This is a genomic window from Pseudonocardia sp. McavD-2-B, assembly GCF_024124365.1.
Lineage (GTDB): Bacteria > Actinomycetota > Actinomycetes > Mycobacteriales > Pseudonocardiaceae > Pseudonocardia > Pseudonocardia alni.
Genome location: NZ_JAMXSG010000050.1, coordinates 1 through 25,338, shown reverse-complemented (window position 1 = coordinate 25,338; position 25,338 = coordinate 1). Strand labels below are relative to the sequence as shown.

Annotated in this window: 25 protein-coding genes; 14 read left to right on the top strand and 11 right to left on the bottom strand. The window is 75.3% G+C overall.

From position 1 onward, the window contains the following. Nucleotides 1-10: 10 nt before the first annotated feature. A complete protein-coding gene (locus tag NH602_RS09825; RefSeq protein ID WP_308292826.1) occupies nt 11-1,159 on the bottom strand; it encodes an ABC transporter ATP-binding protein in 1,149 nt (382 codons plus the stop codon). Continuing rightward, nucleotides 1,152-1,799, bottom strand: a complete 648-nt coding sequence (locus NH602_RS09820) for an ABC transporter permease (RefSeq protein ID WP_100880874.1) — start codon at nt 1,797-1,799, stop codon at nt 1,152-1,154. The genes NH602_RS09825 and NH602_RS09820 overlap by 8 nt, the downstream gene beginning before the upstream one ends. A gap of 83 nt (nt 1,800-1,882) precedes the next feature. Here NH602_RS09820 and NH602_RS09815 point away from each other — a divergent pair, with 83 nt between their 5' ends. Further along, the gene (locus tag NH602_RS09815) at nt 1,883-2,848 is read left to right on the top strand and encodes an alpha/beta fold hydrolase (RefSeq protein WP_253067642.1); all 966 of its coding nucleotides are present in this window, start codon (nt 1,883-1,885) and stop codon (nt 2,846-2,848) included. On the opposite strand, the gene NH602_RS09810 is transcribed toward NH602_RS09815, so the two are convergent. Both NH602_RS09810 and NH602_RS09805 read right to left on the bottom strand, forming a co-directional pair. Continuing rightward, nucleotides 2,830-3,528: a response regulator gene (locus NH602_RS09810; RefSeq protein ID WP_253067641.1), complete on the bottom strand. Its 699-nt coding sequence runs from the start codon at nt 3,526-3,528 to the stop codon at nt 2,830-2,832. The two genes, NH602_RS09815 and NH602_RS09810, sit on opposite strands and share 19 nt — an antisense overlap. After that, complete coding sequence (locus tag NH602_RS09805; RefSeq protein ID WP_253067640.1) at nt 3,525-5,153, bottom strand: ATP-binding protein; 1,629 nt, start codon at nt 5,151-5,153, stop codon at nt 3,525-3,527. The genes NH602_RS09810 and NH602_RS09805 overlap by 4 nt, the downstream gene beginning before the upstream one ends. A gap of 155 nt (nt 5,154-5,308) precedes the next feature. On the opposite strand from NH602_RS09805, the gene NH602_RS09800 reads away from it, so the two are divergent. The 6 genes from NH602_RS09800 (at nt 5,309) to NH602_RS09775 (ending at nt 10,336) form a co-directional block, all read left to right on the top strand. Beyond that, on the top strand, nt 5,309-6,343 hold the full coding sequence (locus NH602_RS09800; RefSeq protein ID WP_253067639.1) for a tripartite tricarboxylate transporter substrate binding protein: 1,035 nt from the start codon (nt 5,309-5,311) through the stop codon (nt 6,341-6,343). 224 nt (nt 6,344-6,567) lie between these two features. Continuing rightward, complete coding sequence (locus tag NH602_RS09795) at nt 6,568-7,530, top strand: tripartite tricarboxylate transporter substrate binding protein (protein WP_224403320.1); 963 nt, start codon at nt 6,568-6,570, stop codon at nt 7,528-7,530. After that, nucleotides 7,527-8,051 (top strand): tripartite tricarboxylate transporter TctB family protein, encoded by a 525-nt coding sequence (locus NH602_RS09790; RefSeq protein WP_251785397.1) that lies wholly within the window; start codon nt 7,527-7,529, stop codon nt 8,049-8,051. Before NH602_RS09795 ends, NH602_RS09790 begins: the two co-directional genes overlap by 4 nt. After that, nucleotides 8,051-9,559 carry a tripartite tricarboxylate transporter permease gene (locus tag NH602_RS09785; RefSeq protein WP_100879871.1) on the top strand — a complete coding sequence of 503 codons (1,509 nt, stop codon included), beginning with the start codon at nt 8,051-8,053 and terminating at the stop codon, nt 9,557-9,559. Before NH602_RS09790 ends, NH602_RS09785 begins: the two co-directional genes overlap by 1 nt. A 156-nt stretch (nt 9,560-9,715) precedes the next feature. Beyond that, entirely contained in the window at nt 9,716-10,090 is a 375-nt protein-coding gene (locus NH602_RS09780) for a hypothetical protein (RefSeq protein WP_100879870.1), read from the top strand. Nucleotides 10,091-10,105: 15 nt separating this feature from the next. Beyond that, nucleotides 10,106-10,336, top strand: a complete 231-nt coding sequence (locus NH602_RS09775; protein WP_179760856.1) for a hypothetical protein — start codon at nt 10,106-10,108, stop codon at nt 10,334-10,336. On the opposite strand, the gene NH602_RS09770 is transcribed toward NH602_RS09775, so the two are convergent. Both NH602_RS09770 and NH602_RS09765 read right to left on the bottom strand, forming a co-directional pair. Further along, the gene (locus NH602_RS09770; RefSeq protein ID WP_253067638.1) at nt 10,333-11,919 is read right to left on the bottom strand and encodes an AMP-binding protein; all 1,587 of its coding nucleotides are present in this window, start codon (nt 11,917-11,919) and stop codon (nt 10,333-10,335) included. The two genes, NH602_RS09775 and NH602_RS09770, sit on opposite strands and share 4 nt — an antisense overlap. Further along, nucleotides 11,919-13,070: an acyl-CoA dehydrogenase family protein gene (locus NH602_RS09765; protein WP_073575484.1), complete on the bottom strand. Its 1,152-nt coding sequence runs from the start codon at nt 13,068-13,070 to the stop codon at nt 11,919-11,921. The genes NH602_RS09770 and NH602_RS09765 overlap by 1 nt, the downstream gene beginning before the upstream one ends. A 67-nt stretch (nt 13,071-13,137) precedes the next feature. Between NH602_RS09765 and NH602_RS09760 the strand changes: the two genes are divergently transcribed. Continuing rightward, nucleotides 13,138-13,752 (top strand): TetR/AcrR family transcriptional regulator, encoded by a 615-nt coding sequence (locus tag NH602_RS09760; protein WP_179760858.1) that lies wholly within the window; start codon nt 13,138-13,140, stop codon nt 13,750-13,752. A 270-nt stretch (nt 13,753-14,022) separates the two neighbouring features. Next, the gene (sfnG, locus tag NH602_RS09755) at nt 14,023-15,141 is read left to right on the top strand and encodes a dimethylsulfone monooxygenase SfnG (protein ID WP_253067643.1); all 1,119 of its coding nucleotides are present in this window, start codon (nt 14,023-14,025) and stop codon (nt 15,139-15,141) included. A gap of 497 nt (nt 15,142-15,638) precedes the next feature. On the opposite strand, the gene NH602_RS09750 is transcribed toward sfnG, so the two are convergent. Continuing rightward, complete coding sequence (locus tag NH602_RS09750; protein ID WP_253067637.1) at nt 15,639-16,952, bottom strand: TMEM165/GDT1 family protein; 1,314 nt, start codon at nt 16,950-16,952, stop codon at nt 15,639-15,641. A gap of 317 nt (nt 16,953-17,269) precedes the next feature. Between NH602_RS09750 and NH602_RS09745 the strand changes: the two genes are divergently transcribed. The 3 genes from NH602_RS09745 (at nt 17,270) to NH602_RS09735 (ending at nt 20,838) form a co-directional block, all read left to right on the top strand. Then, a complete protein-coding gene (locus tag NH602_RS09745; protein WP_179760860.1) occupies nt 17,270-18,439 on the top strand; it encodes a thiolase family protein in 1,170 nt (389 codons plus the stop codon). A gap of 17 nt (nt 18,440-18,456) precedes the next feature. Next, a complete protein-coding gene (locus NH602_RS09740) occupies nt 18,457-19,203 on the top strand; it encodes an E3 ubiquitin ligase family protein (protein ID WP_253067636.1) in 747 nt (248 codons plus the stop codon). 111 nt (nt 19,204-19,314) lie between these two features. Then, nucleotides 19,315-20,838 (top strand): S1C family serine protease, encoded by a 1,524-nt coding sequence (locus NH602_RS09735; protein WP_179760862.1) that lies wholly within the window; start codon nt 19,315-19,317, stop codon nt 20,836-20,838. A 209-nt stretch (nt 20,839-21,047) separates the two neighbouring features. On the opposite strand, the gene NH602_RS09730 is transcribed toward NH602_RS09735, so the two are convergent. Genes NH602_RS09730 through NH602_RS09720 form a run of 3 tightly spaced genes read right to left on the bottom strand, consistent with a single transcriptional unit; the run spans nt 21,048 to nt 22,952 of the window. After that, nucleotides 21,048-21,704 carry a DedA family protein gene (locus NH602_RS09730; RefSeq protein WP_253067635.1) on the bottom strand — a complete coding sequence of 219 codons (657 nt, stop codon included), beginning with the start codon at nt 21,702-21,704 and terminating at the stop codon, nt 21,048-21,050. Next, complete coding sequence (locus NH602_RS09725) at nt 21,701-22,501, bottom strand: MBL fold metallo-hydrolase (protein WP_253067634.1); 801 nt, start codon at nt 22,499-22,501, stop codon at nt 21,701-21,703. Before NH602_RS09725 ends, NH602_RS09730 begins: the two co-directional genes overlap by 4 nt. A gap of 16 nt (nt 22,502-22,517) precedes the next feature. After that, on the bottom strand, nt 22,518-22,952 hold the full coding sequence (locus NH602_RS09720; RefSeq protein ID WP_251785433.1) for a TIGR03618 family F420-dependent PPOX class oxidoreductase: 435 nt from the start codon (nt 22,950-22,952) through the stop codon (nt 22,518-22,520). Nucleotides 22,953-23,163: 211 nt separating this feature from the next. Here NH602_RS09720 and NH602_RS09715 point away from each other — a divergent pair, with 211 nt between their 5' ends. Beyond that, nucleotides 23,164-23,859, top strand: coding sequence for a hypothetical protein (locus NH602_RS09715; protein WP_179760864.1), 696 nt, complete (start codon nt 23,164-23,166; stop codon nt 23,857-23,859). A 143-nt stretch (nt 23,860-24,002) separates the two neighbouring features. After that, nucleotides 24,003-24,590 carry a class F sortase gene (locus NH602_RS09710; protein WP_253067633.1) on the top strand — a complete coding sequence of 196 codons (588 nt, stop codon included), beginning with the start codon at nt 24,003-24,005 and terminating at the stop codon, nt 24,588-24,590. Here the strand turns inward: NH602_RS09710 and NH602_RS09705 are convergent. Then, on the bottom strand, nt 24,530-25,338 hold an 809-nt coding region (locus NH602_RS09705; protein WP_305882410.1), incomplete at its 5' end, for a citrate/2-methylcitrate synthase. The two genes, NH602_RS09710 and NH602_RS09705, sit on opposite strands and share 61 nt — an antisense overlap.

The following is a 25,338-nucleotide window of genomic DNA, read 5'->3' as shown; positions in this document are numbered from 1 at the left end:
GCGGTGACGGTCATCGGGCGACGCTCGGGGTGTCCTGGCCGGCCGGGGCCGCGCCCGCGGGCCGGTGCACGGTCGCCAGGATCGTGTCGAGGTCGAGCACGCCGCGGTGCACCCCGTCCCGGTCGACGACGGCCACGGCGTTCGCGTTCCCGGCGAGCATCGCGTCGAGCGCGGTGTGCAGGGTGTCCTGCGGCCCGATCCGCGTGACGACGGGCAACCCGTGGTCGAGCACGTCGCCCGCGGCGTCGCGGGGCAGCCAGCCCCGGGGGCGGCGCTCGCCGTCGAGCAGCAGCACGAACTCCCGCTCCCCCGCCCGCAGCGCGGCGACGCGCTCGTCGCGGGTGGCGTCGTGCCCGACCGTCGGCCAGTCGGCGAGGCCGACGTCGGCGACGCGGGTGAGGGTGAGCCGCTTGATCGTGGCCCCGGCCCCGACGAAGTCGGCGACGAAGTCGCTGGCGGGCTCGGTGAGCAGCCGTTCGGGGGTGTCGAACTGCTCCACCCCGGAACCGGCGTTGAACACCGCGATCCGGTCGCCCATCTTGACGGCCTCGTCGATGTCGTGGGTGACGAACACGATCGTCGTGCCGAGCTCGGCCTGGATGCGCAGCAGCTCGTTCTGCAGGGTCTCGCGGGTCAGCGGGTCGATCGCGCCGAACGGCTCGTCCATCAGCATCACCTCGGGGCCCGCGCCGAGCGCACGGGCCACGCCGACGCGCTGCTGCTGGCCACCGGAGAGCTGCTTGGGGAAGCGGCCGCGGAACTCGCCCGGGTCGAGTCCCACCAGGGTGAGCAGCTCGTCGACGCGCTCGGCGATGCGGCGGCGGTCCCAGCCGAGCATCGTCGGCACGGTCGCGACGTTCTCGGCGACGGTGCGGTGCGGGAACAGTCCGGTCTGCTGGATGGCGTAGCCGATCCGGCGCCGCAACTGGTCCGGGTCGACGGAGGTGACGTCGTCGCCGTCGAGCAGGATCCGGCCCGAGGTCGGCTCGATCAGCCGGTTGATGAGCTTCATCGTGGTCGTCTTGCCGCAGCCCGACGGGCCGAGGAACACGACGAGCTCGCCGCGCGGCACCTCCAGGTCCAGGCGGTCGACGGCGGGTCGCTCCTGCCCCGGGTAGCGCTTGGTGAGCTGTTCCAGCCGGATCATCGGCTCAGGCACGGATCCCCCTCGAGGTGGTCAGGCGGGTGAGCAGGGCGATCGCGGCGTCGAACAGGACCGCCAGCACGACGATCCCGGCGATGCCCTGCACGGTCAGGTAGATCGCGAACGGGGTGCCCGCGCTGGACAGGCCGGAGAGGATCAGGTTGCCCAGCCCCGGCCCGTTGACGGCCGCGGAGATCGCGGCGATGCCCAGCAGCAGCTGCGCGGCGACCCGGACCCCGGCGAGCACCACCGGCCAGGCCAGCGGCAGCTCGATGCCCAGCAGCAGCCGGGTGCGGTCCATCCCGACGCCGCGAGCGGACTCGGTGACCGCCGGGTCGACCGCGCGGAGCCCGACGATCGCGTTGCGGACCACCGGCAGCAGGCCGTAGAGCATCAGCGCGACGACCGCGGGCCCCCACCCGAGCCCGAGCAGCGGGATCAGCAGCCCGAACAGCGCGTAGGACGGCACCGTCATGATCAGCGACGACCCGTTGACGGCGGCCGCCCGGCCGAGGTCGGTCCGGTAGGTGGCGACGGCGAGCGGCACACCCACCACCACCGCGAGTGCCAGCCCCACCACGACGAGCGCGGCGTGCTCGAGGGTGTGACCGAGCACCTCGCCCCAGTTCGTGGAGAGATACTCCCAGAAACCCATGACCGGCATTCTCTACGCACACCGGACCAATCCCCCACCCGGTCGGCGGAGGCGGGTCGTCACCGGTCTGGCAGCCTGCGCATGTGGAGATCGCCGGCACCGTACGCGAGGTCGAGACCGAGCCGGGCGTGACCCTCTGGGTGCAGGACCTGCCCGCACACCGGCCGACGCCGGCGGCGCCGGTGCTGCTGGTGAACGGGGCGGGCTCGGCCGGGTACGGCTGGCCGGACGCGCTGGTCGAGGTGCTGCGCGAGCGGCACCGGGTGGTCCGCTACGACCATCGCGACACCGGCCGCTCGACCCACGCGTTCGAGGACCGGCCCTACGCCGTCGCCGACCTGGCGACCGACGCACTCGCGGTGCTCGACGGCTGCGGGATCGACCGGGCGCACCTGGTCGGGATGTCGCTGGGCGGGACGCTGGTCCAGCTGCTCGCGCTCGACGCGCCGCACCGCATGGTCAGCGCGACGCTGCTGTGCACCGCGGCGCTCGACACCGGCGACGCCGACCTGCCCGGCCCGACCCGGGACGTGCAGCGGATGTGGCAGGAGCTGGGCGACCCGCGCGACGAGGCCGGCGAGCTGGCCTGGCGGGTCGAGTACTGGCGACGCGTCTCCGGCGGGGTGCTGCCGTTCGACACCGCGGAGTTCGCCGCGCGGGAGCGGCGGATCATGGACCACACCGGGCGGGTCGAGCCGTGCACCGCGCACGCCCAGGCCGATCCCGACGGGCTGGACCGCGGCGCCGAGCTGGGCTCGGTCACGGTGCCGACGCTCGTCGTCGAGGCGCCGGAGGACCCGGTGCACCCGCCGCCGCACGCCGACCACCTGGCGGCGCGGATCGGGGCGGCCGCGCAGGTCGTCACGGTGGACGGGATGGGGCACGCCCTGCCGGACCTGCTGTGCGAGCCGATCGCGGCGGTGCTGCTGGAGCACGCCGCCGAGGCCGAGGAGGCGGAGGCCGAGCCGGTGGCACCGCAGGCGGAGGCCGACCCGGTGGCGCCGCGGGCGGAGGGGCTGCGGGAGGCCGGTCAGCCGACCCAGCGGTAGCGGCGCTCCGGACGGCCGGTGCCGCCGTAGCGCAGCCGTACGGTGACCTGCCCGGTCGACACGAAGTGCTCCAGGTAGCGGCGTGCGCTGACCCGGGACAGCCGGGTGGCCTCGGCGCACTCGGTCGCCGACAGGTCCGCCTCCGCATCGGTCCCCGAGTGCGCGCGCAGGGTGCCCGCGACGAGCTCCGCGGTCGGGGTGGTCAGCCCCTTCGGCATCCGTTCGGGGCCGCCGGGGGTGCGGGCCGGGGCGGCAGCGGTGCCGCCGAAGAGCCGGTCGATGTCGGACTGGTCGCGGACCCGGTCCAGGTCGCGCCGGATCCGCGTCGCGCGGTGCACCTGGGCGGCGAGCGCGGCGGAGTCGAACGGCTTGACGAGATAGTGCAGCGCACCGCCGTGCAGGGCGGCGGCGACCGTGTCGGAGTCGTCGGCGGCGGTCACGACCAGCACGAACGGGTCGTCGGCGGCCCCGGTGCGCAGCCGCGTCAGCACCTCCAGGCCGGACATGTCGGGGAGGTAGACGTCGAGCAGCACCAGCTCCGGACGGAGCCGGGCGGCGGCGTCGAGGGCGTCGGCGCCGTTGTGCGCGACGCCGACCACGGTGCAGCCCTCGATCCGCTCCACGTAGCCGGAGTGGACCTTCGCGACCATGAAGTCGTCGTCGACGACCAGGACCCTCACACCCGCACCCCCGTCGGCGCCACCGGCAGCACCGCCTCGAACACCGCACCGACCCGGCCCGCCGGCGCAGGCCGCACCGCGATGGTGCCACCCCGGCGCAGACACGCCTGCCGGGCCAGGGCCAGGCCGAGCCCGCGGCCGCCGATCTCGGCGGCCTTGGTCGAGTAGCCGGCCCGGAACACCTCCTCGGCCAGCTCGGAGGCGATCCCGGGGCCGGAGTCGCGGACCTCGACCCAGACCTCGTCGCCGTCGGTGTCGCCGCCGCCGGCGAGCCCGATCTCGATCCGGCGCGGGCCGTCCCGCCCGGCGGTCGCGTCGATCGCGTTGTCGATCAGGTTGCCGAGCACGGTCACGAGGTCGGCGGACAGGTCAGGGTCGTGGTCGGGGTCGGTCGGGTCGAGCCGGGACTCCGGGTCCAGGGCCAGCTCGACGCCGCGCTCGGCGGCCTGGCTGTTCTTCGCGACGAGCAGCGCGGCCGTCGCCGGGTCGCCGACGCCGGCCGTGACCTCGCGGCGCCATCCCTCCGAGGCGGCGACGATCCCGGCGACGAACCGGCGGACCTCGTCGTGCTCGCCGAGCTCGGTGAGCCCGGCGATGGTGTGCAGCCGGTTGGAGAACTCGTGGGCCTGGGCGCGCAGGGTGTCGGTGACGGTGTGCGAGGCGTCGAGCCGGTGCTGCAGGGTGGTGAGCTCGGTGCGGTCCCGCAGGGTGACCACGGCGCCCACGTCGCGGCCGTCGACGCGGATCGGGCGGCGGTTGAGCACCAGGGCCCGGGTGTCGCGCAGCACGAGCTGGTCCTCGCCGTCGGCGGCACCGGTGAGGACCTCGCGGAGCCGGTCGTCGAGGCCGAGGTCGGCGACGGCGTCGCCCTCGCGGGCGCCGGGCAGCTCCAGGAGCTCGCGGGCGACCGGGTTGAGCAGGGTGATCCGGTCGGCGGTGTCGAGCCCGACCACGCCCTCCTTGATACCGAGCAGCATCGCCTCGCGGCGCTGCACCAGCTCGACGATCTCGTCGGGCTCCAGGCCGAGGGTCTGGCGGCGGACCCGCCGGGCGAGCAGCAGCGACCCGAGGAGGCCGACGACCAGGGCCAGCCCCAGCAGCGCGCCGGTCTCCGCGCGGGCTCCGGCGAGGGACTCCCACAGCGACGGGGCGCGGATCCCGGCCGACACCAGTCCGGCGACGGCGCCGCGGTCGTCGATCACCGGCACCTGGGCGACGACGGTGCGCCCGTCGGGGTTGCCGACCCAGGCCCGGCCCTGCGGCGCGGTGCTGGCGCCGGGGTCGAAGCGCTGCCGGACCCGGGACGGGTCCGGCGAGGTGCGCACGACCAGCCCGGCGTCGACGATCTCGATCTCGTCGGCCCCGGACAGGTTCTCCGCGCTGCGGGCGAACGAGGGCAGCAGGTCGTAGCGGCGGGTCTGCAACGCCTCGCGCACGGTCGGTACGGACGCGACGTCCTCGGCGACCGACAGCATCCGGCGTCCCTGGGTCTCGCGGAACGACTCCGAGGACTGCACGGCGGCCAGCGCCGCGACCGCGCCGAGCAGTACGACCACGACCACCAGCTGCCAGACGAGGAACTGGCGGGCCAGCGGCCCACCCGTCCCCCCGGCGCGCCGTCGCATGCGCCCAGCGTAGGACGTGCGACGACGGCAGCGGCCACGCGAGGCGGTGGGGCCACGACGCGTCGCGCGGCTCACGCTGGGTGGACCGGCCCGGCCGCGGACGCGCAGACTCACCGGCGGCGGCACGGCGGCGGCACGGCGACGGGCGGGTGGACATGGCGGGGACGGCGACGCGGCCCGGCGGGGCACCGATCGCCCGCCGCGCCCGCCGGGGTCCGGTCGTCTCGCTGGTCGTGGTGCTCGTGCTGGCCCTCGCCGCGGTCGTCGTCCCGATCGTGCTGACCGACGGGCCGCGGCCGCTGTCCGACCTGCGCATCCTGGTCCCCAATCCACCCGGCGGGGGCTACGACGTCACCGCCCGCAGCGCGGCCAAGGTGCTGTCCGACACCGGGATCGCCGGCCCGGTCGAGGTGTTCAACCTGTCCGGGGCCGGCGGGATCGCCGGGCTCGGCCGGGTCGAGGGCGAGGCGGGCAACGGCAGGCTCCTGATGAGCATGGGGCTCGGGATCGTCGGGGCGACCGCCTCCCGTGGCACCCCGCTCTCGCTCGCCGGCACCACTCCGGTCGCGCGGCTGGTCGAGGAGTCGGAGATCGTCGTCGTGCCCGCGGACTCGCCCTACCACGACGTCCGCGCGCTGCTCGACGCCTGGCGCGCCGCCCCCGGCGGGCTCACCGCCGGCGGTGGCTCGAGCGTCGGTGGACCGGACCACCTCGCCACGATGCTGCTCGCCGAGGGCACCGGCATCGCGCCCGCCCGGGTCCGCTACGTGTCCTACGAGGGCGGGGGTCCGCTGCTCGCGGCGGTGCTGCGCGGCGAGGTGGGTTTCGCGGTGTCGGGGGTGGGCGAGTTCGCCGACCAGATCGGGTCCGGTGACCTGCGGGTGCTCGCGGTGACCGCGGGCGAGCGGGTGCCCGGCCTCGACGTGCCGACGCTGCGCGAGTCGGGGGTGGACGTCGAGTTCAGCAACTGGCGCGGGCTGGTCGCGCCGCCCGGGCTGCCCGACGCCGACCGCGCCGCGCTGGCCGACGCCGTCTCCGCGATGCGCGACACACCCGAGTGGCGGCAGGTGCTGGCCGCGAACGGGTGGCGCGACGCCTGGCTCCCGGGCGCGGACTTCGCCCGGTTCACCGCCGCCGAGAACGAGCGGGTGGAGCACGTCCTGGGCGAGCTGGGGCTGCGAACACGCTGACCCGCGCACCCGGTCCGCGGTGACCGCAACGACCACAACGACCGTTGTGGCCGTTACGGAGACATCGGACGGGTGACTCCGCACACTGCAACGCGTTCGCTTCGCAACGGTGAGATCGGACGCAGATGCCTCAGACGGCTCCTCCACGAACGCAGGACCGGCCTCCGCCGGACGCCCCCACGCCGCCCGTGCCGCGGCCCCGGGTCGGACCTCTCCTCGGCACGGTGGTGGCCGTGCTGGCCGCCCTGCTCCTCGTCCCGCCCGCGGTGGGCGCGATCGGGGGCGGCGGCGACGGCACCCAGCTCCGCGGGCTGCGGATGCTGGTCCCGAACGCCCCCGGCGGCGGCTACGACGTCACCGCCCGCAGCGCGGCCAAGGCCATGGAGGACGCCGGGCTGACCGGGTCGGTCGAGGTCTTCAACCTGCCCGGTGCGGGCGGCACGGTCGGGCTCGGCCGGACCGTCAACGAGGCCGGCGACGACCGGCTCGTGATGAGCATGGGCCTGGGCGTGGTCGGGAGCGTGTACTCCAACGACTCGCCGGCCACGCTCGAGCAGACCACACCGATCGCGCGGCTGACCGAGGAGACCGAGATCGTCGTCGTCCCCGGTGACTCGCCCTACCGGAACGTGGGCGACCTGCTGGCCGCCTGGCGGGCGGCCCCCGGGAAGACCCCGGTCGGCGGCGGCTCCTCCCCCGGCGGCCCGGACCACCTGGCCCCGATGCTGATGGCCGAGGGCGCCGGCGTGGACCCGCGCGCGGTCAACTACGTCTCCTACGACGGCGGCGGCGAGCTGCTCGCCGCCGTCCTCGGCGGCAAGGTCGCGTTCGGGGTGTCCGGGCTCGGCGAGTTCGCCGACCAGATCGCCTCGGGCGACCTGCGGGTGCTCGCGGTGACCGCGGGCGAGCGGATCCCCGGCCTCGACGCGCCGACGCTGCGCGAGTCCGGCATCGACGTCGAGTTCACCAACTGGCGCGGTGTCGTCGCGCCGCCGGGGCTGGACCCCGAGGGCGTCGCCGAGCTGGAGCGCGCCTACGCCGAGCTGCACACGACGCCGGAGTGGCGCGAGGTGCTGGCCCGCAACGGCTGGCAGGACGCGTACCTGCCGGGGCCGGAGTTCGGCCGGTTCCTGGCCGACGAGGACGCCCGCGTCGAGCGGGTACTGACCGGGCTGGGGCTGACGTGACGACCATCGGGGACACCGGGACCGCTCGCTCCTGGTGGAAGGAGCACTCGGAGCTGGGTGTGTCGGTGCTGCTGGCCCTCACCGGCCTGCTGGTGCTGGGCGACACCCTCGCCGAGGGCGGCGGCGGCAGCGCGTCCGACCCGCTCGGACCGCGCACCGTCGCGTTCGTGCTCGGCGCGGCGCTGCTGGTGCTGGCGGCGCTGCTGACCGTCGACGTCCTGCGCGGCGGCCGCGGCGAGGCCGAGGGCGGCGAGGACGTCGACCTCGACACCGCCGTGGACCTGCGCACGGTCGGGATGCTGGCCGGGGTGATCGTCGCGACGGCGGCACTCATCCCGCTCGCCGGCTGGCCGATCGCCGGGACCGTCCTGTTCGCCGGCGCCACCTACGCGCTCGGCTCGCGCGCGGTGCTCCGCGACCTCGGCATCGCCGCCGCGGTCTCGCTGCTGACCTGGGTGCTGTTCGACGCCGTGCTCGGCGTCGACCTGCCGGGCGGCCCGCTGATGGGGGTGTTCGGCTGATGGGCACGTTCGACCTGCTCATGAACGGGTTCGCGCACGCGCTGACCCCGCAGAACCTGCTGTTCGCCGCGTTCGGGGTGCTGCTCGGCACCGCGATCGGTGTGCTGCCGGGCATCGGCCCGGCGATGGCGGTGGCACTGCTGCTGCCGGTGACCTACGCGTTCGACCCGACCGGCGCGTTCATCATGTTCGCCGGCATCTACTTCGGGGCGATGTTCGGCGGGTCGACGACGTCGATCCTGCTGAACACCCCCGGCGAGTCCGCCTCGGTGATGGCGGCCATCGAGGGCAACCCGATGGCGAAGTCCGGGCGCGGCGCCCAGGCGCTCGCCACCGCCGCGATCGGGCACTTCATCGGCGGCATCGTCGGCGTGACCGGGCTGGTCCTGGTCGCCCCGCTGATCGCCTCGGTGGCCGTCGACATCGGCGCCCCGGACTACTTCGCGATCATGGTCCTGGCCTTCGTCGCCGTCAGCGGCGTGCTGGGTGCCTCGCGGGTCCGCGGGTTCGCCGCGCTCGCGCTGGGCCTCACGATCGGCCTGGTCGGGCTCGACCCGATCTCCGGGCAGCCGCGGCTCACCTTCGGGGTGCCGCAGCTGGCCGACGGCATCGACGTCATCATCGTCGCGGTCGGGCTGTTCGCGATCGGCGAGGCGCTGTGGGTGGCCGCCCACCTGCGACGACGCACGCAGGAGGTCATCCCGGTCGGCCGTCCGTGGCTGGGCCGCGAGGACCTCAAGCGGACCTGGAAGCCGTGGCTGCGCGGCCCGTTCATCGGGTTCGGCTTCGGTTCGATCCCGGCCGGCGGCGCCGAGATGTCGACCTTCATGGCGTACGTGACCGAGCGGAAGCTCTCGAAGCACCCGGAGCAGTTCGGGAAGGGCGCCATCGAGGGCGTCGCCGGGCCGGAGTCCGCGGCCAGCGCGTCGTCGGCGGGGACGCTGGCGACGATGCTGACCCTCGGCCTGCCGACGACGGCGATCGCCGCCGTCATGCTCGCCGCGTTCCAGCAGTTCGGCATCCAGCCCGGCCCGCTGCTGTTCCAGAAGGAGCCGGACCTGGTCTGGACGCTCATCGCGAGCCTGTTCATCGGCCTGGTCATGCTGCTGGTGCTGAACCTTCCGCTGGCCCCGGCCTGGGCGAAGCTGCTGCGGATCCCGCGGCCGTACCTCTACGCGGGCATCCTGTTCTTCGCCTGCGTCGGCGCCTACGCGGTGTCCGGCCAGCCGGTCGACCTGCTGGTGCTGCTCGCGATCGGCGGCATCGGGTTCCTGATGCGCCGGTTCGGGCTGCCGGTGCTGCCGGCCATCATCGGCGTCATCCTCGGCCCGGACGCGGAGCTGCAGCTGCGCCGCGCCCTGCAGATCGCCGACGGCGACGTCACCACGCTGGTCTCCACCCCGCTTGCGATCGTCGTGTACTCGCTGATCGCGATCCTGCTGGTCGCCCCGGTCGTGCTCCGCGCGGTCCGCGCCCAGCGGGGCGACCGGGAGTCCGAGACGGTCTGACCCGGTCGGTGCCCCGACACGCCCCGCGGCTGCACCGGCCGCGGGGCGTCGTCGTCCGCGCGGTGATCCGTGCGCCGCGCGCGTCCGGGCGCACGCGCGGCACGGATCACCGCGCGCAGCGGATCACGTCACGGCGCGGTGGGGCAGGATCGGGTCATGGGGTTCGACGCCGCCCGCGCGCTCGCCGAGACGCTGCTGGCCCACCAGCGCCCGGAGCTGTGGGAGCGCGCGCAGCGGGCGGCGATCGCGGCCCGCGCCGCCGCCGAGGACGGCGGGCACGACCGGGACCTGCTGATGACGGCCGCGGTGCTGCACCCCATCGGGCACTCGCCGGTCGCCCGCCGGACCGGGGACCCGCAGCGCGACGCCGCCCGGTTCCTCGAGGTCCGCGGCTACGACGCGCGGGTCGTCGAGCTCGTCGCCGGGCACGGCCCGCTCGCCGGTGCGCTGCTCGCCTGCACCGACGCGGCCACCCTCACCCCACCGGATACGGACGATCCGCCCGCAGGAGCGGCGCAGACCGTGTCGTAGCCCAATCCTGGGCCGGTGGCGATCACCGAGGCCCCGCGGCGGGTCCGCGACCCGGGTGGGCTCCTGGCTCCTGCAGGACGCGCACCGCCCGACCGGCAGGGCCCGCACGCCCGGCCCGAACCGGAGCACCCGCGCCACGCCCGGTGCGAGGTCACCGGCGTCGTCGAGGTCGCCCCGATCACCCGGGAGATCCTGCGGGAGGCCGGGCCCGACGTGGCCCGGCACCCCGTGGTGCACGTCGGCTAGAGCGGCTCGTAGTGGCCGGCGTGGGTCTCGCGGACGACGTTCTTGCGGATCTTCCCGGTCGAGGTGCGCGGCAGCTCGTCGGCGACGATCACCGCCTTCGGGACCTTGTAGGGGTCGAGGTGCCCGCGCAGGGCGGCCAGCAGCGCCTCCGGGTCGACCGTCGCGCCGGGCCGGGGCACGACCACCGCGGTGATCGCCTCGCTCCACCGCTCGTGCGGCAGCCCGACCACGACCGCCTCCGCGACGTCCGGTGCGGCCGCGTAGACGGCCCGCTCGACCTCCAGCGAGGCCACGTTCTCGCCTCCCGTCTTGATCACGTCCTTGACCCGGTCGGCGAACCACAGCACGCCGTCCTCGCCGAGCCGGCCGACGTCGCCGGAGTGGAACCAGCCGTGCCGGAACGCCTCGTCGGTCGCGGCGTCGTCGTCGAGGTAGCCGTTCATGGTGGACGGGCCGCGGTAGACGATCTCGCCCTCCTCCCCCGGGCCGAGCAGGGTCCCGCCGGAGTCCATGACCGCGACCCGGACCCCGGTGATCGGGGTGCCGACCGCACCGATGTGGGTCAGCTGGTGCTCGGGACGGAACAGGGTGGTGCACGGGCTCATCTCGGTCTGCCCGAACAGCAGCGCGAAGTCGCAGCCGAAGCCGTCCAGGCAGGCCCGGATCAGCGGCTCGGGCATCGGCGCCATCGCGTACACGGCGCGCCGCAGCGACGACAGGTCCCGCCCGGCGAACGACGGGTGCTCCAGCGCCGCCCGGTACATCATCGGCAGTCCGAACACCTGGGTGATCCGCTCGCGCTCGACGGTGTCGAGGAACGCGGCGGGCTCGAACCCCCGGGAGAGGTGGATCGTCGCCCCGACCAGCACCGCCGGGGTGCAGAACGCGTTGAGCTGCGCGGTGTGGAACATCGGCATCATCGCCAGGAACCGGTCCGCCGCCGACCAGCCCGAGTCCAGCGCCGCGGAGAACGACTCCAGGGTGACCGCCAGGTGCGAGGTGACGACGCCCTTGGGGAACGACGTCGTCCCCGAGGTGTACAGGTAGGACAGCGGGTCCCGGTCCTCGACCAGCACCTCGACCGGTCCGGCGCCGTCCCCGCCCCCGGCCTCGACGTCGGCCAGCGGGACCCCGGCGCCGGCCGGCCCGCCGGTGCCGGGCGCGACGAACACCTCGGTCACCGCGGGCACCTGCACCCAGGCCGGCGCGAGCGCCGCGACCAGCTGCGCCTCGACGACGATCCCGCGGGCCCGGGAGTGGCCCAGGACGTAGGCGACCTCGTCCGGACGCCAGCCCAGGTTCACCGGCACGCAGACCAGGCCGAGGCGGGCGCAGGCGTAGTAGACGGCGAGGAACTCGGCGCTGTTGCCCGAGGCCAGCGCGAGCGCGTCGCCGCGGGTCCAGCCGCGCGCGGCGAGCCCGCGGGCCAGCCGGTCCACCCAGGCGTCCAGCTCGGCCCAGGTCCAGGACCGCTCCCCGTCGACGACGGCGGTCCGCCCCGGCCGGGCGGCGGCGCTGCGGCCGAGCGCGTCGGCGACGTTGACCCGCCCGATCAGGTTCCGGTCGAGCTCGCCGGCACCCATCAGTACGACCTCGGCAGCCCGAGCCCGTGCTGGGCGACGTGGTTGAGGATCATCTCGCGGTTCACCGGCGCGACCTGCATGAGCCGGGCCATCCCCCAGTACGGGATCAGCCCGTACTCGCTGGCCAGACCGTTACCGCCGTGGGTCTGCATGGCCGCCTCGACGGCGTGCGTCGCCGCCTCGGCCGCCGCGTACTTGGCCATGTTGGACTCCTCGCCCGCGGGCATCCCGCGGTCGTGCAGCCACGCGGCCTTGCGGGTCATCAGCGCCGCGAGCTCGGTCTCGATCCGGGCCCGCGCCAGCGGGTGCGAGACGCCCTGGTGGGCACCGATCGGGGTGTCCCAGACCTGCCGGGTGCGGGCGTAGTCGGCTGCCTTGGCCAGCGCGAACCGGGCGATGCCGACGCCGAGCGCGGCGCCGGTGATCCGCTCGGGGTTGAGGCCGCGGAAGACCTGGCGGAACCCGTCGCCCTCGGCGCCGACCAGGTTGCCCGCCGGGACGCGGACGTCGTCGAAGTGCAGGACGTGCTGCTTGTCCGGGGCGATGAGGTCCACCGGCAGCGGGGTACGGGTCAGCCCGGGCGAGTCGACCGGCACGACGAACAGGCTCAGGCGCGCCTTCCCGTCCGGCGCCCTCCCGGTCCGCGCGACGACCAGCACGGCCTCGGCGTCGTCGGTGCCGGAGATGTAGTGCTTGGTGCCGGTGAGCACCCAGTCGTCGCCGTCGCGGTCGGCGCGGGTCGCCATCCGGTGGGTGTTGGACCCCGCCTCCGGCTCGGTGATCGCGAAGACCACCTTGGTGGAGCCGTCGGCGAGCCCGGGCAGCCAGCGACGGCGCAGCTCCTCGGAGCCGAACTCCCCGATCACCTCGGCCGAGATCGCCGCGGACACCAGCACCAGCAGCAGCGGGGCGCCCTGCGCCGCGGCCTCCTCGCAGACGATGGACAGCTCCACGAGCCCGCCGCCACCGCCCCCGTGCTCCTCGGCGACGTTGACGCCCAGGAATCCCGCCTGCCCCATCGCCTTCCACAGCTCGTGGGTGTGCCTGCCCTCCCGGGCGCACCGCAGGTAGTACTCGCTGCCGTAGGAGGCCGCGATGGCGGCGACGGCCGCCCGCAGGTCGCGTTCCTCGTCGGTCTCGGTGAAGTCCACGCCGACTCCCTAGTGATCCGTTGTTCACTTGTGGCGGACCGTACCGCGCGGATGCGATGCTGGAAAGATGCCGACGCGAACCAGCTCCGGAACCGCGGGACCCCCGCGGCGGCGCGACCCGGAACGCGGGGAGCGGATCCTCGAGGCGGCGGCCCGGCTCGCGGCCGGTCGCGGCTTCCACGCCGTCGGGATGGCCGAGATCGGCGCCGAGGCCGGCATCGTCGGGTCCGGGATCTACCGGCACTTCGCCTCCAAGGAGGCGGTCCTGCTCGCCCTGCTCGACCGCGGCATGGCCCGCCTGGAGGCCTCCGCGGCGGCGGCGCTGGCCGCGGGCACCCCCGAGCGCGAGACGCTGACCGTGCTGGTGGCGGACCACATCCGGCTGGTGACCGAGAACCGCACCGAGTTCGCCGTCTACTACGGCGAGGTCCACACCCTGCCCGCCGAGGCCCGCCGCGACCTGCGGCGCCGTCAGCGCCACCACGTCGAGGACTGGGTGCACGTGCTCGCCCCGCTGCGTCCGGACCTGTCCGACGGCGAGCTGCGCGTGCTGGTGCACGCCTGCGTCGGCGCGATCCAGTCGACGCTGTTCTTCCGCAGCGGCCTGGACCAGCACCGGCTGGTGGGGTTGCTCGGCGGGCTGGCGCACGGCCTGCTCGGCGTCGACCCGGTCCGCCGGTGAGGACCCGTGGTGATCTCCCCGGCATCCGGTTGACAACAACCCGCTCCCCCGGGTTCGGTGGAAGCGTGACCGGCTTCCTGCTGACCCGACGCCGTCACGTCGACAACCTCGTCGTCGTGAGCCAGGCCTGTCGCTGATCGCGTCACCGCAGGTCCGTTTCCTCCCTCTTCCCTCTCTTTCCGGCGCCGTCGTGTGCCCGTCTGCCGCGCCCGGCACACCCCCGAGGAGTCTCCCGTGTCCGATGCTCTCGCCACCACGCCCAACACCCGGATCCAGGAGCCGCTGAAGTTCGCGTACTGGGTCCCGAACGTCTCCGGCGGGCTGGTCACCAGCACCATCGAACAACGCACCGACTGGGGCTTCGAGTACAACAAGAAGCTGGCGCAGACCGCCGAGAACAACGGCTTCGAGTACGCGCTGTCCCAGATCCGCTACATGGCCAGCTACGGCGCCGACCACCAGCACGAGGCCACCGCGTTCTCCCTCGCGCTGGGCCTGGCCACCGAGCGGCTCAAGGTGATCGCCGCCGTCCACCCCGGCCTGTGGGAGCCCTCGGTGCTGGCCAAGTGGGTCGCCACCGCCGACCACCTGACGAACGGCCGGATCGCGGTCAACATCGTCTCCGGCTGGCTGAAGGCCGAGTTCACCGCGATGGGCCAGCCGTGGCTCGAGCACGACGAGCGCTACCGCCGCAGCAACGAGTTCATCCGGGTGCTGCGCGAGATCTGGACCTCCGACGGCGGCGCCGAGTTCGCCGGCGACTTCTACCGGATCCGCGATTTCGACCTCAAGCCCCGCCCGGTCGACGTCCCCGGCCGTCCGCACCCCGAGATCTTCCAGGGCGGCAACTCCACCGCGGCCCGCTACAACGGCGGCGCCGTGTCGGACTGGTACTTCTCCAACGGCAAGGATTACGACGGCTTCTCCGAGCAGGTCGAGGAGGTCCTCGGCCACGCGAAGACCGCCGAGCGGCTGCAGCCCGTCCGGTTCGGCCTCAACGGCTTCATGATCGCCCGGGACGGCGAGAAGGAGGCCCGGGACACCCTGCGCGAGATCATCGAGAAGGCCAACCGGCCCGCCGTCGAGGGCTTCCGCGACGCCGTCCAGCAGGCCGGCAGCTCCACCGGCGACAAGCGCGGGATGTGGGCGGACTCCTCGTTCGAGGACCTCGTCCAGTACAACGACGGCTTCAAGACCCAGCTGATCGGCACTCCGGAGCAGATCGCCGACCGCGCCATCGAGTACAAGCGGCGCGGCGCGAACCTGCTGCTGCTCGGTTTCCTGCACTTCCAGGAGGAGGTCGAGTACTTCGGCGCGAAGGTGCTGCCGATCATCCGGGAGAAGGAGGCCGAGCTGGCCGCCCGCGAGCCGCAGCTCACCACCGTCTGACCGACACCGTCCGCACGGGTCCGGCGACCGTCGTCGCCGGGCCCGTCCGCGTTCGCGGGGCGCTCGAGACCGCGGCGCGCTTCACCCGCGAGCGGACCCGGCCGTGGCTCCACGGCGGCCACGAGCGCGCCGTCGACGAGCCCTACCAGCTCGACCCCTACGGCGACCTGCACGCGAAGCTGTGGGCGGTCGAGGCGCTGGCCGGCGCCGTCGCGCAGGAGATCACCTCGGGGATCCTCGAAGGTCTCGGGGCCCGCGCGACGACCACGGAGCTGGGCTTCGACCGGTTCTGGCGCAACGTCCGCACGCACACCCTCCACGACCCGGTCGCCTACAAGCGGCGCGAGGTCGGGGCGTGGGTGCTGCGCGACGAGCTGCCCGAGCCGACCTGGTACTCCTGACCCGCCTGCGGACCCCGGTCCCCGCAGACGACACCGCCCGCCCCGGTCGCGCCGGGGCGGACGGTGTCGTCGCCGCGGTGGCTCGCGGCGGGCCGCTCAGCCGACGGTCGTGCGGTCGCCCTCACCCGCGGGGGTGCGGTCGGCGCGGACCCGCGGGAGGAACCGGCCGGTCCGGGCGCGGTACTCGTCGTACTCGGCGCCCAGTGCGCTGCCCAGGCCGGGCTCGTAGACCGCACGGGCCTGGATCTGCACCGCGACCAGGATCAGCACCCCGGCGAGCACGCCGAGCAGGGTCGGGGCCATGAACAGCATCCCGGCGCACCCGACGATCAGGCCGGTCAGCGCGGGGTTGCGGACGCGGCGGTAGATCCCGCCGGTGGCGAGCACCGGGCGTCGCGCGGCGTCCGGGTCACCGGCCGCGGCCGCCCCGGCCTCGGTGGCCGAGCGGCGCCACACCGTGCCGAGCTGCAGCATCGCGACCGCGACGACGGCGAAGCCGAGCAGCAGCAGCCCCGCCCCGACGACGGCGACCGCCGGCCGGGCCAGCACCGAGATCGGCTGCAGCACGTCGAGGGCGACCAGCAGCGGCGCACCGAACCCGAGCACCGCGGCCAGCACGAACAGCGTGCGGGCCCACCAGGCCGGGCTGCCCGGGGTCCGGGCGACGTCGAGCCTGCGCTCCCCGCGGGCGCGGTGCGCACGACCGCGGAACCACAGCCCGGCGCCGACGGCGAGGGCCCCCAGCACCAGCGCGGCCCAGCCGAGCCCGTGGTGCCCGGCGACGTCGACCACGCGGCCCCAGGCGTCCTCGCCCCACACCTGCGGGACGGCCTCGTAGAGCAGCCAGGCGCCGAAGACGAAGAACATCACCGCGGCGCCGATCGAGATGGCCCGCTCCGGGAGCCGCTTGCCGAGCTGACGGCCGACGACGATGGCCAGCCCGTCCGCGGCGACCATGCCGACCGTGGACCCGGCCCAGATGCCGATCGACCCGGCGAGGGTGCCGTGCTGGGCGGCCAGGGTGATCGTCGCGAGCATCGTCTTGTCACCGAGCTCGGCGAGGAAGAACGCGACCGACGCGGCGACGACGGCGGACCCGCCCGCCCGCTTGGCCTTCGCCTCCTCGTCCTCGGAGAGGCTGTCGCCGCGCAGTGTCCAGGCCCCGAACGCCAGGAAGGCGACCGCGGCGACCAGTGCGATCCAGCCGGTCGGGATCGACGCGCCCAGGCCGTAGCCGACGGCGACCGACACGAGGTGGGTCACCGAGGTGGCGATCGTGATCCCGATCAGGACCGGGATCGCGTTGAAGCGGGTCGCGAACGTGAGGGCCATGAGCTGCGACTTGTCGCCCAGCTCGGCCACGAAGATGACGCCGAAGCTGATCGCGAACGCGATCAGGAATCCGTCCATGTCCATCCCTCGATCTCGACCGGACCGAGGTTGGGGTGCCCTCGACCCGGTGTATCCGGATCGAAGGTCTCGCTCGCCTGGTGGTGGTCAGGCCGCTGCACCCGGGTCGGCCGTCGGAGTGCGAGGCGGACCAGTATGTCGAGCGCAGCGTTGGGAGCTACTCCCCTTCGTGTACGACCGAGACGGTACCTCATCGATCCAGAGCGTCTCGACACCTGATGCGCATCCGGCGCTGTGATCGCCCTCTCAGCGCCGACCTCCTCCGATGGCTTAGCGTCGCGAACGAGTCGTGTCACCGGTGACCGAGGAGGACCCCCATGCCCGAGGCCGTCGTCTGTGCCGCCGTCCGCACACCGATCGGGAAGCGGAAGGGGTCCCTGGCCGAGGTCCACCCGGTCGATCTGTCCGCCGCCGTGCTGAGCGCCCTGGCCGAGCGGACCGGGATCGACCCCGCCGTCGTCGACGACGTCGTGTGGGGCTGTGTGAACCAGGTCGGCGACCAGGCCGCGCAGATCGGCCGCTACGCGCTGCTCGCCGCGGGCTGGCCGGAGACGGTGCCCGGGGTGACGGTGAACCGCGCGTGCGGATCGAGCCAGTCCTCGTTCGACTTCGCGGCCGGGATGGTGCTGGCCGGGCAGTACGACGTCGTCGTCGCCGGTGGGGTGGAGTCGATGACCCGGGTGCCGCTGGGCGCGGGCCGCGACCTGGGACGCCCCTACGGGCCGCTGGTGCGCGAGCGCTACCGCGCCGACCTGGAGTCCGGGGAGTTCCCGAACGGGGACTTCAACCAGGGCGTCGGCGCCGAGCGGATCGCCCGGGACTGGGGACTGTCGCGGACCCGGCTCGACGAGTACGCGGCACGCAGCCACGAGCTCGCCGCCGCCGCGATCGACGCCGGCGTGTTCGACGACCAGCTCGTCGACGTGCCCGGAGCGCCCGGGTTCACCGCCGACGAGGGCCTGCGCCGGGGCACCACCGCCGACACCCTGGCCGCGCTGAAGCCGTCGTTCTCCGCGGACGGGGTGATCCACGCCGGGAACAGCTCGCAGATCTCCGACGGCGCGTCGGCGGTGCTCGTGACCACCCCGGAGCGGGCCCGCGAGCTCGGCCTGACCCCGATCGTGCGCTACCACTCCGGGGCCGTCTCCGGCGCGGACCCGCTGCGGATGCTGACCGGGCCCGTCCCGGCGACGCAGAAGGTGCTGAAGCGCTCCGGGCTGTCGATCGGCGAGATCGGCGCGTTCGAGGTCAACGAGGCGTTCGCGCCGGTCCCGCTGGCCTGGCAGGCCGAGCTGGGCGCCGACGACGCCGTGCTGAACCCGCTCGGCGGGGCGATCGCCGTCGGGCACCCACTGGGGGCCTCGGGCACCGTGCTGCTCACCCGCCTGGTGCACCACATGCGCGACCGCGGGATCCGCTACGGGCTGCAGACCATGTGCGAGGGCGGCGGCACCGCCAACGCCACGATCGTGGAGCTGGTCTCCTGACCTGCTAGGTTCCGCCCGTGCTGTGGGTGGGGATCGTCGCGCTGCTGGCCGGGGCGGCCTGCATCTGGGTCGCGGTCCGCACCCAGCGCCGGGTGCACGCGATGATGGCGGCCGAGACGCTGTCGGTGCCCGAGCTGCTCGACCTCGCGGGCGTCGCGGCGGAGCTCGCCGGGCGGCCGGGCACGTTCCGGAAGGTCTGCGAGGTCGTCGGGCAGACCGCGCCCGCCCCGGTCGGGGTGCTGCGCTCCGACCTCGCGGGCGTCGACTGCGTGTGGCACATGCAGCGGGTCGAGCGCCGGTTCGAGCGCCGTGAGCGCGACGACGAGGGCCGCACCCGGACGCAGACCCACACCGAGACCGTGTCCGAGCGGACGTCCCCGCACGGCTGGGCGCTGCTGCGCGACGGGCACACGATCGGCGTCGACCCGGGCGGGCGGCACCCGGACCCGGTGGAACGGGTGCTGGACCGGTTCGATCCGGCCGACGACCGGGGCCGGGGCGGGGACCGGACCGTCGGCTACCGCAACCAGGAGTGGGTGCTGCGCCCCGGCGTCGCGATGTACGTCCTCGGCCAGGTCGACGACCGGGACGGGCCACTGGTGATCCGGCCGCCGCAGGACGCCGGCGGGACCTTCGTGCTGTCCACCCGCACCGAGGCCGAGCTGACCGACTCCGACCGGCGCGCGCAGCGGCTGTGGGCCCGCGGCGGGGCCGCCCTCGCGGTGCTGGGACTGGTGCTCACGGTGGCCGGCGCGATCTCCTGACCTGCCCGGACCGCCGACGAGGACCCGCGTGCCGGGCACTCTCACCCGATGCCCGAGCGATTCCCAGCGCGGTCACAGGGTCGTCTCAGGGTCACGGCGCACAGTTGCCCCATGACCGACAACGGGCCGGGAACGGGCGAGTCGTCCGACGGACGGACCTCCACCGGAGGCGGCGCCACCGACCCCGTCCGGCCCGCGCGGCGTCACGAGGGGGCGGTCCCCGCCCACCCGGCCGGCGACGACGGCACCCACGCACAGGAGGCGACCACCGTGACCGACACCGACCACCGGCAGCAGGGCGGCAGCCAGGGGGGTGACCCGGGCGGCGGCCACGGGACCCAGACTCCGCCGCCGTGGGCGACGACGAGCAACCCCACGATCCCGGCCTACGGCGCGGGGAGCCCGCCCACCTCGGTGTACCCGCCGTTCCCGCAGCAGGGTCCGGCACCGAGGCCGCCGCGCCGGTTCGGTGCGGGCCTGGCCGCCGTCGCGCTGACGGCCGCCCTCGTCGGCGGTGCGGCCGGTGTCGGCGGCGCCTACCTGGTGCTCGACGGTTCCTCCACCCCGGCCACGCTGACCAGCGCCGCCGCCCCCGGCACCCCGGCCACCCCGGCCGACGGCTCGATCGCCGGTGCCGCGGCCGCGATCACCCCGAGCACGGTGGACATCCAGGTCCGCACCGCGCAGAGCGTCGCCGAGGGCTCCGGGGTCATCCTGACCTCCGACGGCCAGATCCTCACCAACAACCACGTGGTCGGCAACGCCACCGACGGCGGCCGGATCACCGTGTCCACCGCCGACGGGAAGCAGTACCCCGCGACCGTCGTCGGCACCTCCCCCAGCTACGACCTCGCCGTCATCAAGTTGCAGGGCGCCACGGACCTGAAGCCCGCCACTCTCGGGGAGTCCTCGAGCGTGCAGGTCGGCGAGCAGGTCGTCGCGAACGGCTCGCCGCAGGGCCTGTCCGGTACCGTCACCGCGGGCATCGTCTCGGCGCTCAACCGGACCGTCACCGCGGGCGGCGACGGCCAGGCCCCGGTCGTCTACAACGGCCTGCAGACCGACGCCCCCATCAACCAGGGCAACTCCGGCGGTCCGCTGGTCAACCTGGCCGGGCAGGTCGTCGGCATCAACTCCGCGATCGCCACCGCCGGGCAGAGCTCCGGCTCGATCGGGCTGGGCTTCGCGATCCCGGTCGACACCGCGAAGCGGGTCGCCCAGGAGCTGATGGACTCCGGCGTCGCGACCAAGCCGCAGCTCGGCGTGCAGGGCTCGGTGTCGGCCTCCGGCGGCGCCCCGAGCGGGACCGCGGGCGCCCAGATCACGACGGTGGAGCCGGACTCACCGGCGGCCGCCGCGGGCATCACGGCGGGCGACGTCGTCACCAAGGTCAACGAGTACCCGGTGTCGAGCTTCGCGGACCTGATCGCCCGGGTCGGCAACTTCACGCCCGGCCAGCAGGTCACGCTGACCGTCGGCAGCGGGTCCGGTGCCCGCGAGGTGCCGGTCACCCTCGGCAGCGTGCGCGACACCGCGGCCGCGACCGCCCAGAACGGGTCGCGCACCGTCCCCGAGGGCGGCGGTTCGACCGGTGAGCTGCCGTTCGGCATCAACCCCTTCGGCGGCGGCAACTGACCCGACCCCCCGGGGCGACGCCACGCCCCGGGCCCTGCTCCGGCCGGGCGCGACATCCCCCCTCCCGTCGCGCCCGGCCGGTTCCGTGTGGCGCTCCGTCGTGGCGCCCGCCGCCGGCGCGGGCGTCGCGATCCGGCCGGTGCACTCCGAGGTTCCTCCCGACGCTCCGAGCGCGGCACGGCCGGCGGGCTCGGCCCGACCACGCACCCTCAGCCGGTGGGATGCCGGGCCCGCAGCCGGGTCCGCACCCGCCCGGCCAGCGCCGTGACCAGTGCGACGACGGCGACCAGCCCGACCGCGAGCAGCGCGGCCACCAGCGGGGAGTCGGTGAGGTTGCCGGTCAGCACGCCGAGCACGCCGTAGAGCAGCGTCCACAGCACCACCCCCGCCGCGACCGCCGGCACCAGCTTCGCCCAGGTCATCCCGGAGACCGCAGCCGCGATCAGGGTCGGCACCCGGCCCGCCGGGGCGACCCGTCCGACCAGCACGACCAGCCAGCCGCGCTCGGCGAACGCGCCGCGCATCCGTTCGATCCGGGCCGCGGTGCGCTCGCCGCCGAGCCGCCCGCCCGCGACCGCGGCACGGACCGGGTCCCCGGCCAGCCGGGCGACGGCGAAGGTGACCACGTCACCGAGCAGGGCCGCGGCGAAGGACAGCAGCAGCACGACCGGCAGCGACAGCGCGGAGCTGGTCATCGCCGTCGCGGCGGCGGCGCCGACGATCGCGCCGGTCGGCACGACCGGCAGCACCGACCCGAGCAGCACTCCCCCGGCGATGACGAGGTAGGCGATCCGCCCGGCGTCCGGGCTGAGCTCGGCGTCCAGCCACTCCTGCGCGGACGCGGCCAGCAGGAGCGGCGCGCTCACGCCGGCGTTCCGACGGCGGCGCCGGGCGGGAGCACGAGGGTGCGGGTGGGCAGCCCGGCCGCGGCGACGGCGTCGGCGAAGTCGTGCGGCGGGCGTACGAGCAGCTCCCGCATCCGGGACCCGGTCCGCCCCGGGACCGAGCACAGCCCGGCGACGGCGAGGGTCCCCCAGTGCACCGGCAGCGCGACGGCCGGTGCGAGCCGACGGACGGCCTCGGCGGCACCGGCCGGGTCGAGGTGGCCGGGGCCGAGGTTCGGGCCCCACCCCCACACCGGCAGCGCGGCGAGGTCGATCGGGCCCTGGGCGGCGACGTCGTCGAGCCCGGGGAACAGGCCGGTGTCACCGGCGACGTAGACGCGCAGCCCGTCGCCCTCCAGAAGGTGCCCCATCGCGTCGGCCTGCGGGCCGTGGGTGAACCGGGGCCCCCACCGGTGCCCGGAGTGGTCGGCCGGTGTGCCGGTGACGCGCAGCCCGTCGAAGACACGGGTCTGCCCCACGGCGAGCTCGGACACCCGGGCGACGCCGCGGCGGCGGAGCCAGTCGCCGGCGCCCGCGGGCACCACGACCTCCACCGCGCGCGGCAGCCGGCGCAGCGAGGCGAGGTGCAGGTGGTCGGCGTGCAGGTGGGAGATCAGGACCAGGTCGGCTCCGGCGGGCCCCTCCGGGTCGACGGCCGGCGCGGTGCGGCGCAGCGGCCCGACCGAGGGCCCCAGCACCGGGTCGGTCAGGACGGTGCGCCCGCCGATCCGCAGCCGCAGGGTGCTGTGGCCGAGGAAGGTCGTCTCCGGCAGGTCCACACCGTCGAGTATCCCCTCAGGCGTTGCCGAGGACCCGATCGACCGCGATCTGCAGCACCACCCGCGCGGGGTTCTCCCGGGGCTGCTTGTACTCGGCGGCGTAGCGGCGCTCGGCGTCGGCGACGACGTCGGGCTCGTCCCGCACGACGGCGCGGCCCTCCAGCGTGGACCAGGTGCGCCCGTCGACGACGGTGACGCTGACCCGCGCCCCGTCCGGCCCGGCCGCGGCGACGTTGCGCGCCTTCTGCGACCCGCCGCTGCAGATCACCCGGGCGGTGCGCCCGGCCACGTCGACGGTCACCCCCACCGGAACCGCGTGCGGGGTGCCGTCGCGGCGCGGGGTCACCAGGACGCACGGGCGGCGCTGGGACCAGAGCTCGACGAACGCGTCGGAGACACCGTCGTCGAGGGACCGGCGGCGGCGCCGGGGCGGTTCGGGCGTGGTCGTCACGGTCGCCATCCTGGACGTCGCGCCGGGCCTCGCGCGCCCCGGCACGCCGAGGCACCGGTCACTCCGGGCGACGCCACCCGCCCCGGTGATCCCCGTACGGGCGACTTCCCTGGCCCTGTCGACGGGGTGTCGCTTCACTCTCCGCCATCGGACAGGGCGTCCCGTTCGCCCCACCGGTCACCAGGATCACGTTCGTCACAGGGAGTGGATCATGACCGCACGTTCGCTCGTCCGTCGCACCGGCGCCGTCGCCGCGTCCCTCACCCTCGCCGCTCTCGCCGGGGTCCCGCTGGCCGGAGCGGCGTCGGCCGCGGAACCGGCCGTCACCACGGTGGCGGGCGCCGTCACGGCACCGGCCGCCGTCGCCACCGCGGGCCCGGTCGTGACGGCCCCAGCCCAGGAGGACACCGAGGAGCCGCCCGCCGAGGAGCCCGCGGACGACGCGACGCCGGCCGACGAGGACCCCGAGGCCACCGCCCCGGACGCGACCGGTCCCGAGGAGTCGGCGCCCGCGGAGACCGCCGCGGCCCCGGAGGCGACCACCCCCGCGGCCGGGGCCCCCGCCGCCGGGCGCGGCAGCGACCTGGACTGCGTCGATCTCTCCCGGGCACAGGCCCAGGCCGTGCTCGCCGCCGACCCGTCGGACCCGAACAACCTGGACCGCGACGACGACGGCCGGGCCTGCGAGGGCTCGGACCTCGTCGCGGCCGCCGGTACCGGGCAGGTCCGCGCGGTCCCGGGTGGTGGTGTCGAGGCCGGTGACGGCTCCGGCGGCGCCGGGGTCGACCCCACGGTGTTCCTGCTGGTCGGGACGGGCGCGGTCCTCGCCACCGGGGCGGGCGTCGTCGTGTGGAGCGGGCGTCGCACCGGCCGCGCCGCGCTCCCCCTGACCACCCGCCACTCGTGACCCCCGCCCCCGCTCCGGCGGCCCCGAGGGAACACAGCACGCGCGCCGCTCCGGAGAACGCGCTCCCGATCGGGAACGCGTCCTCCGACCCCGCGCGCGTCCGAGGTCCGCGGGGGCCGCTCGGGCCCCGTGCCGTGCGACGGGTGTGGTGGGGGGTGCTCGTCGTGCTGGCGCTGGCCGTCCCGCTCGGGGCGCCGCCGGTGGCGCTCGGCGGGGCGGTGCCGCCGCTGCCCACCACCACGCTCCGTCCGGCGGCGGCCCCGCTGCCGCCGTCGGAGCCGGTGCGGGTGCGGGCGCCCTCGATCGGGCTCGACAGCGGGCTCGTCCCGCTCGGCCTGACCGGCCGCGGAACCCTCGAGGTGCCGCCCGACGGCGCCGACACCGGCTGGTACACCGGCGCCCCCACCCCGGGCGCCCGGGGACCGGCGGTGCTCGCGGCGCACGTCGACTGGGACCACGAGCCGGGCCCGTTCCACCGGCTGCACGCACTGGCCCCCGGTGACCTGGTGTCGGTCGGCCGCGCCGACGGCACCACCGCGACCTTCGAGGTCCAGGCGGTGCGCCGCTACGCCAAGGACCGCTTCCCCACCGCGGCCGTCTACGGCGACCTGCCCGGCGCGGGCCTGCGGATGATCACCTGCGGTGGGACGTTCGACCGGGGTGTGCGCAGCTACACCGACAACGTCGTGGTGCTCGCCTCGCTGGTCGACCCGGGCCGCGGCCCGGTGTAGACGCCGGTCGGCCGGAACCGCAGACCGGGTTCGGCGTACTCCTCCAGGGCGTGCGCCACCCAGCCGACCGTCCGGGCGCAGGCGAACAGCAGCTCGCCGGCGTCGGGGCGCAGGTCGTGGGCGTGCATCAGCGCGGCGAGCGCGAGGTCGACGTTCGCGGCGGGGCCGTCGCCGCCGCGGTCCATCCCCGCGACGACGGCGTCGACGCAGGCCACGACGTCGTCCGCGGCCGGGTCGGCGCGCAGCCGGTCGAGCAGCACCGTGGCCCGCGGGTCGGTGCCCCGGTAGACCGAGTGGCCGAAGCCCGGGACCCGCTCGCCGGCCCGCAGCCGCTGGGCGAGCGCGCCGGGCGGGTCGTCCAGGGCGTCGGCGAGGAAGCGATGCGCGAGCCCGCTGACCAGTCCGTGCCGGGGCCCGTCGAGGGCGCCGAGCCCGGCCGAGACGACGGCGTGCACGTCGGCCAGGGTGCTCGCGGCGACCCGGGCCGCGACCGTCGACGACGCCAGGCCGTGGTCGGCGAGCAGGACCAGCGCGGCGCGGACGTGTCCGGCCGTTGCCGGCGCGGGTGCCCGGTCCGGGTCACGGACCAGAGCCGGAAGCAGCCGCTCCGCCAGGCCGGCCCCCGAGACACCCGGACCGCCCGCGACTCCCGGGTCCCCGGCGAGCGCGGTCACGACCGTCCCCAGCAGCGACGACGCCGTCGCCACCACCGCTCCCGGCCGCGCGTCGGCGCGCAGCGGGTCGGCCG

What these genes read in the sequence shown, in the direction of transcription:
- NH602_RS09820 (WP_100880874.1), bottom strand. Translation starts at nt 1,799, where the DNA reads ATGGGTTTCTGGGAGTATCTCTCCACGAACTGGGGCGAGGTGCTCGGT.
- NH602_RS09760 (WP_179760858.1), top strand. Translation starts at nt 13,138, where the DNA reads ATGCCGACGCGAACCAGCTCCGGAACCGCGGGACCCCCGCGGCGGCGC.
- NH602_RS09770 (WP_253067638.1), bottom strand. Translation starts at nt 11,919, where the DNA reads ATGGGTGCCGGCGAGCTCGACCGGAACCTGATCGGGCGGGTCAACGTC.
- NH602_RS09735 (WP_179760862.1), top strand. Translation starts at nt 19,315, where the DNA reads ATGACCGACAACGGGCCGGGAACGGGCGAGTCGTCCGACGGACGGACC.
- NH602_RS09805 (WP_253067640.1), bottom strand. Translation starts at nt 5,153, where the DNA reads ATGCGACGGCGCGCCGGGGGGACGGGTGGGCCGCTGGCCCGCCAGTTC.
- NH602_RS09715 (WP_179760864.1), top strand. Translation starts at nt 23,164, where the DNA reads ATGACCGCACGTTCGCTCGTCCGTCGCACCGGCGCCGTCGCCGCGTCC.
- NH602_RS09785 (WP_100879871.1), top strand. Translation starts at nt 8,051, where the DNA reads ATGGGCACGTTCGACCTGCTCATGAACGGGTTCGCGCACGCGCTGACC.
- NH602_RS09800 (WP_253067639.1), top strand. Translation starts at nt 5,309, where the DNA reads ATGGCGGGGACGGCGACGCGGCCCGGCGGGGCACCGATCGCCCGCCGC.
- NH602_RS09745 (WP_179760860.1), top strand. Translation starts at nt 17,270, where the DNA reads ATGCCCGAGGCCGTCGTCTGTGCCGCCGTCCGCACACCGATCGGGAAG.
- NH602_RS09750 (WP_253067637.1), bottom strand. Translation starts at nt 16,952, where the DNA reads ATGGACGGATTCCTGATCGCGTTCGCGATCAGCTTCGGCGTCATCTTC.
- NH602_RS09780 (WP_100879870.1), top strand. Translation starts at nt 9,716, where the DNA reads ATGGGGTTCGACGCCGCCCGCGCGCTCGCCGAGACGCTGCTGGCCCAC.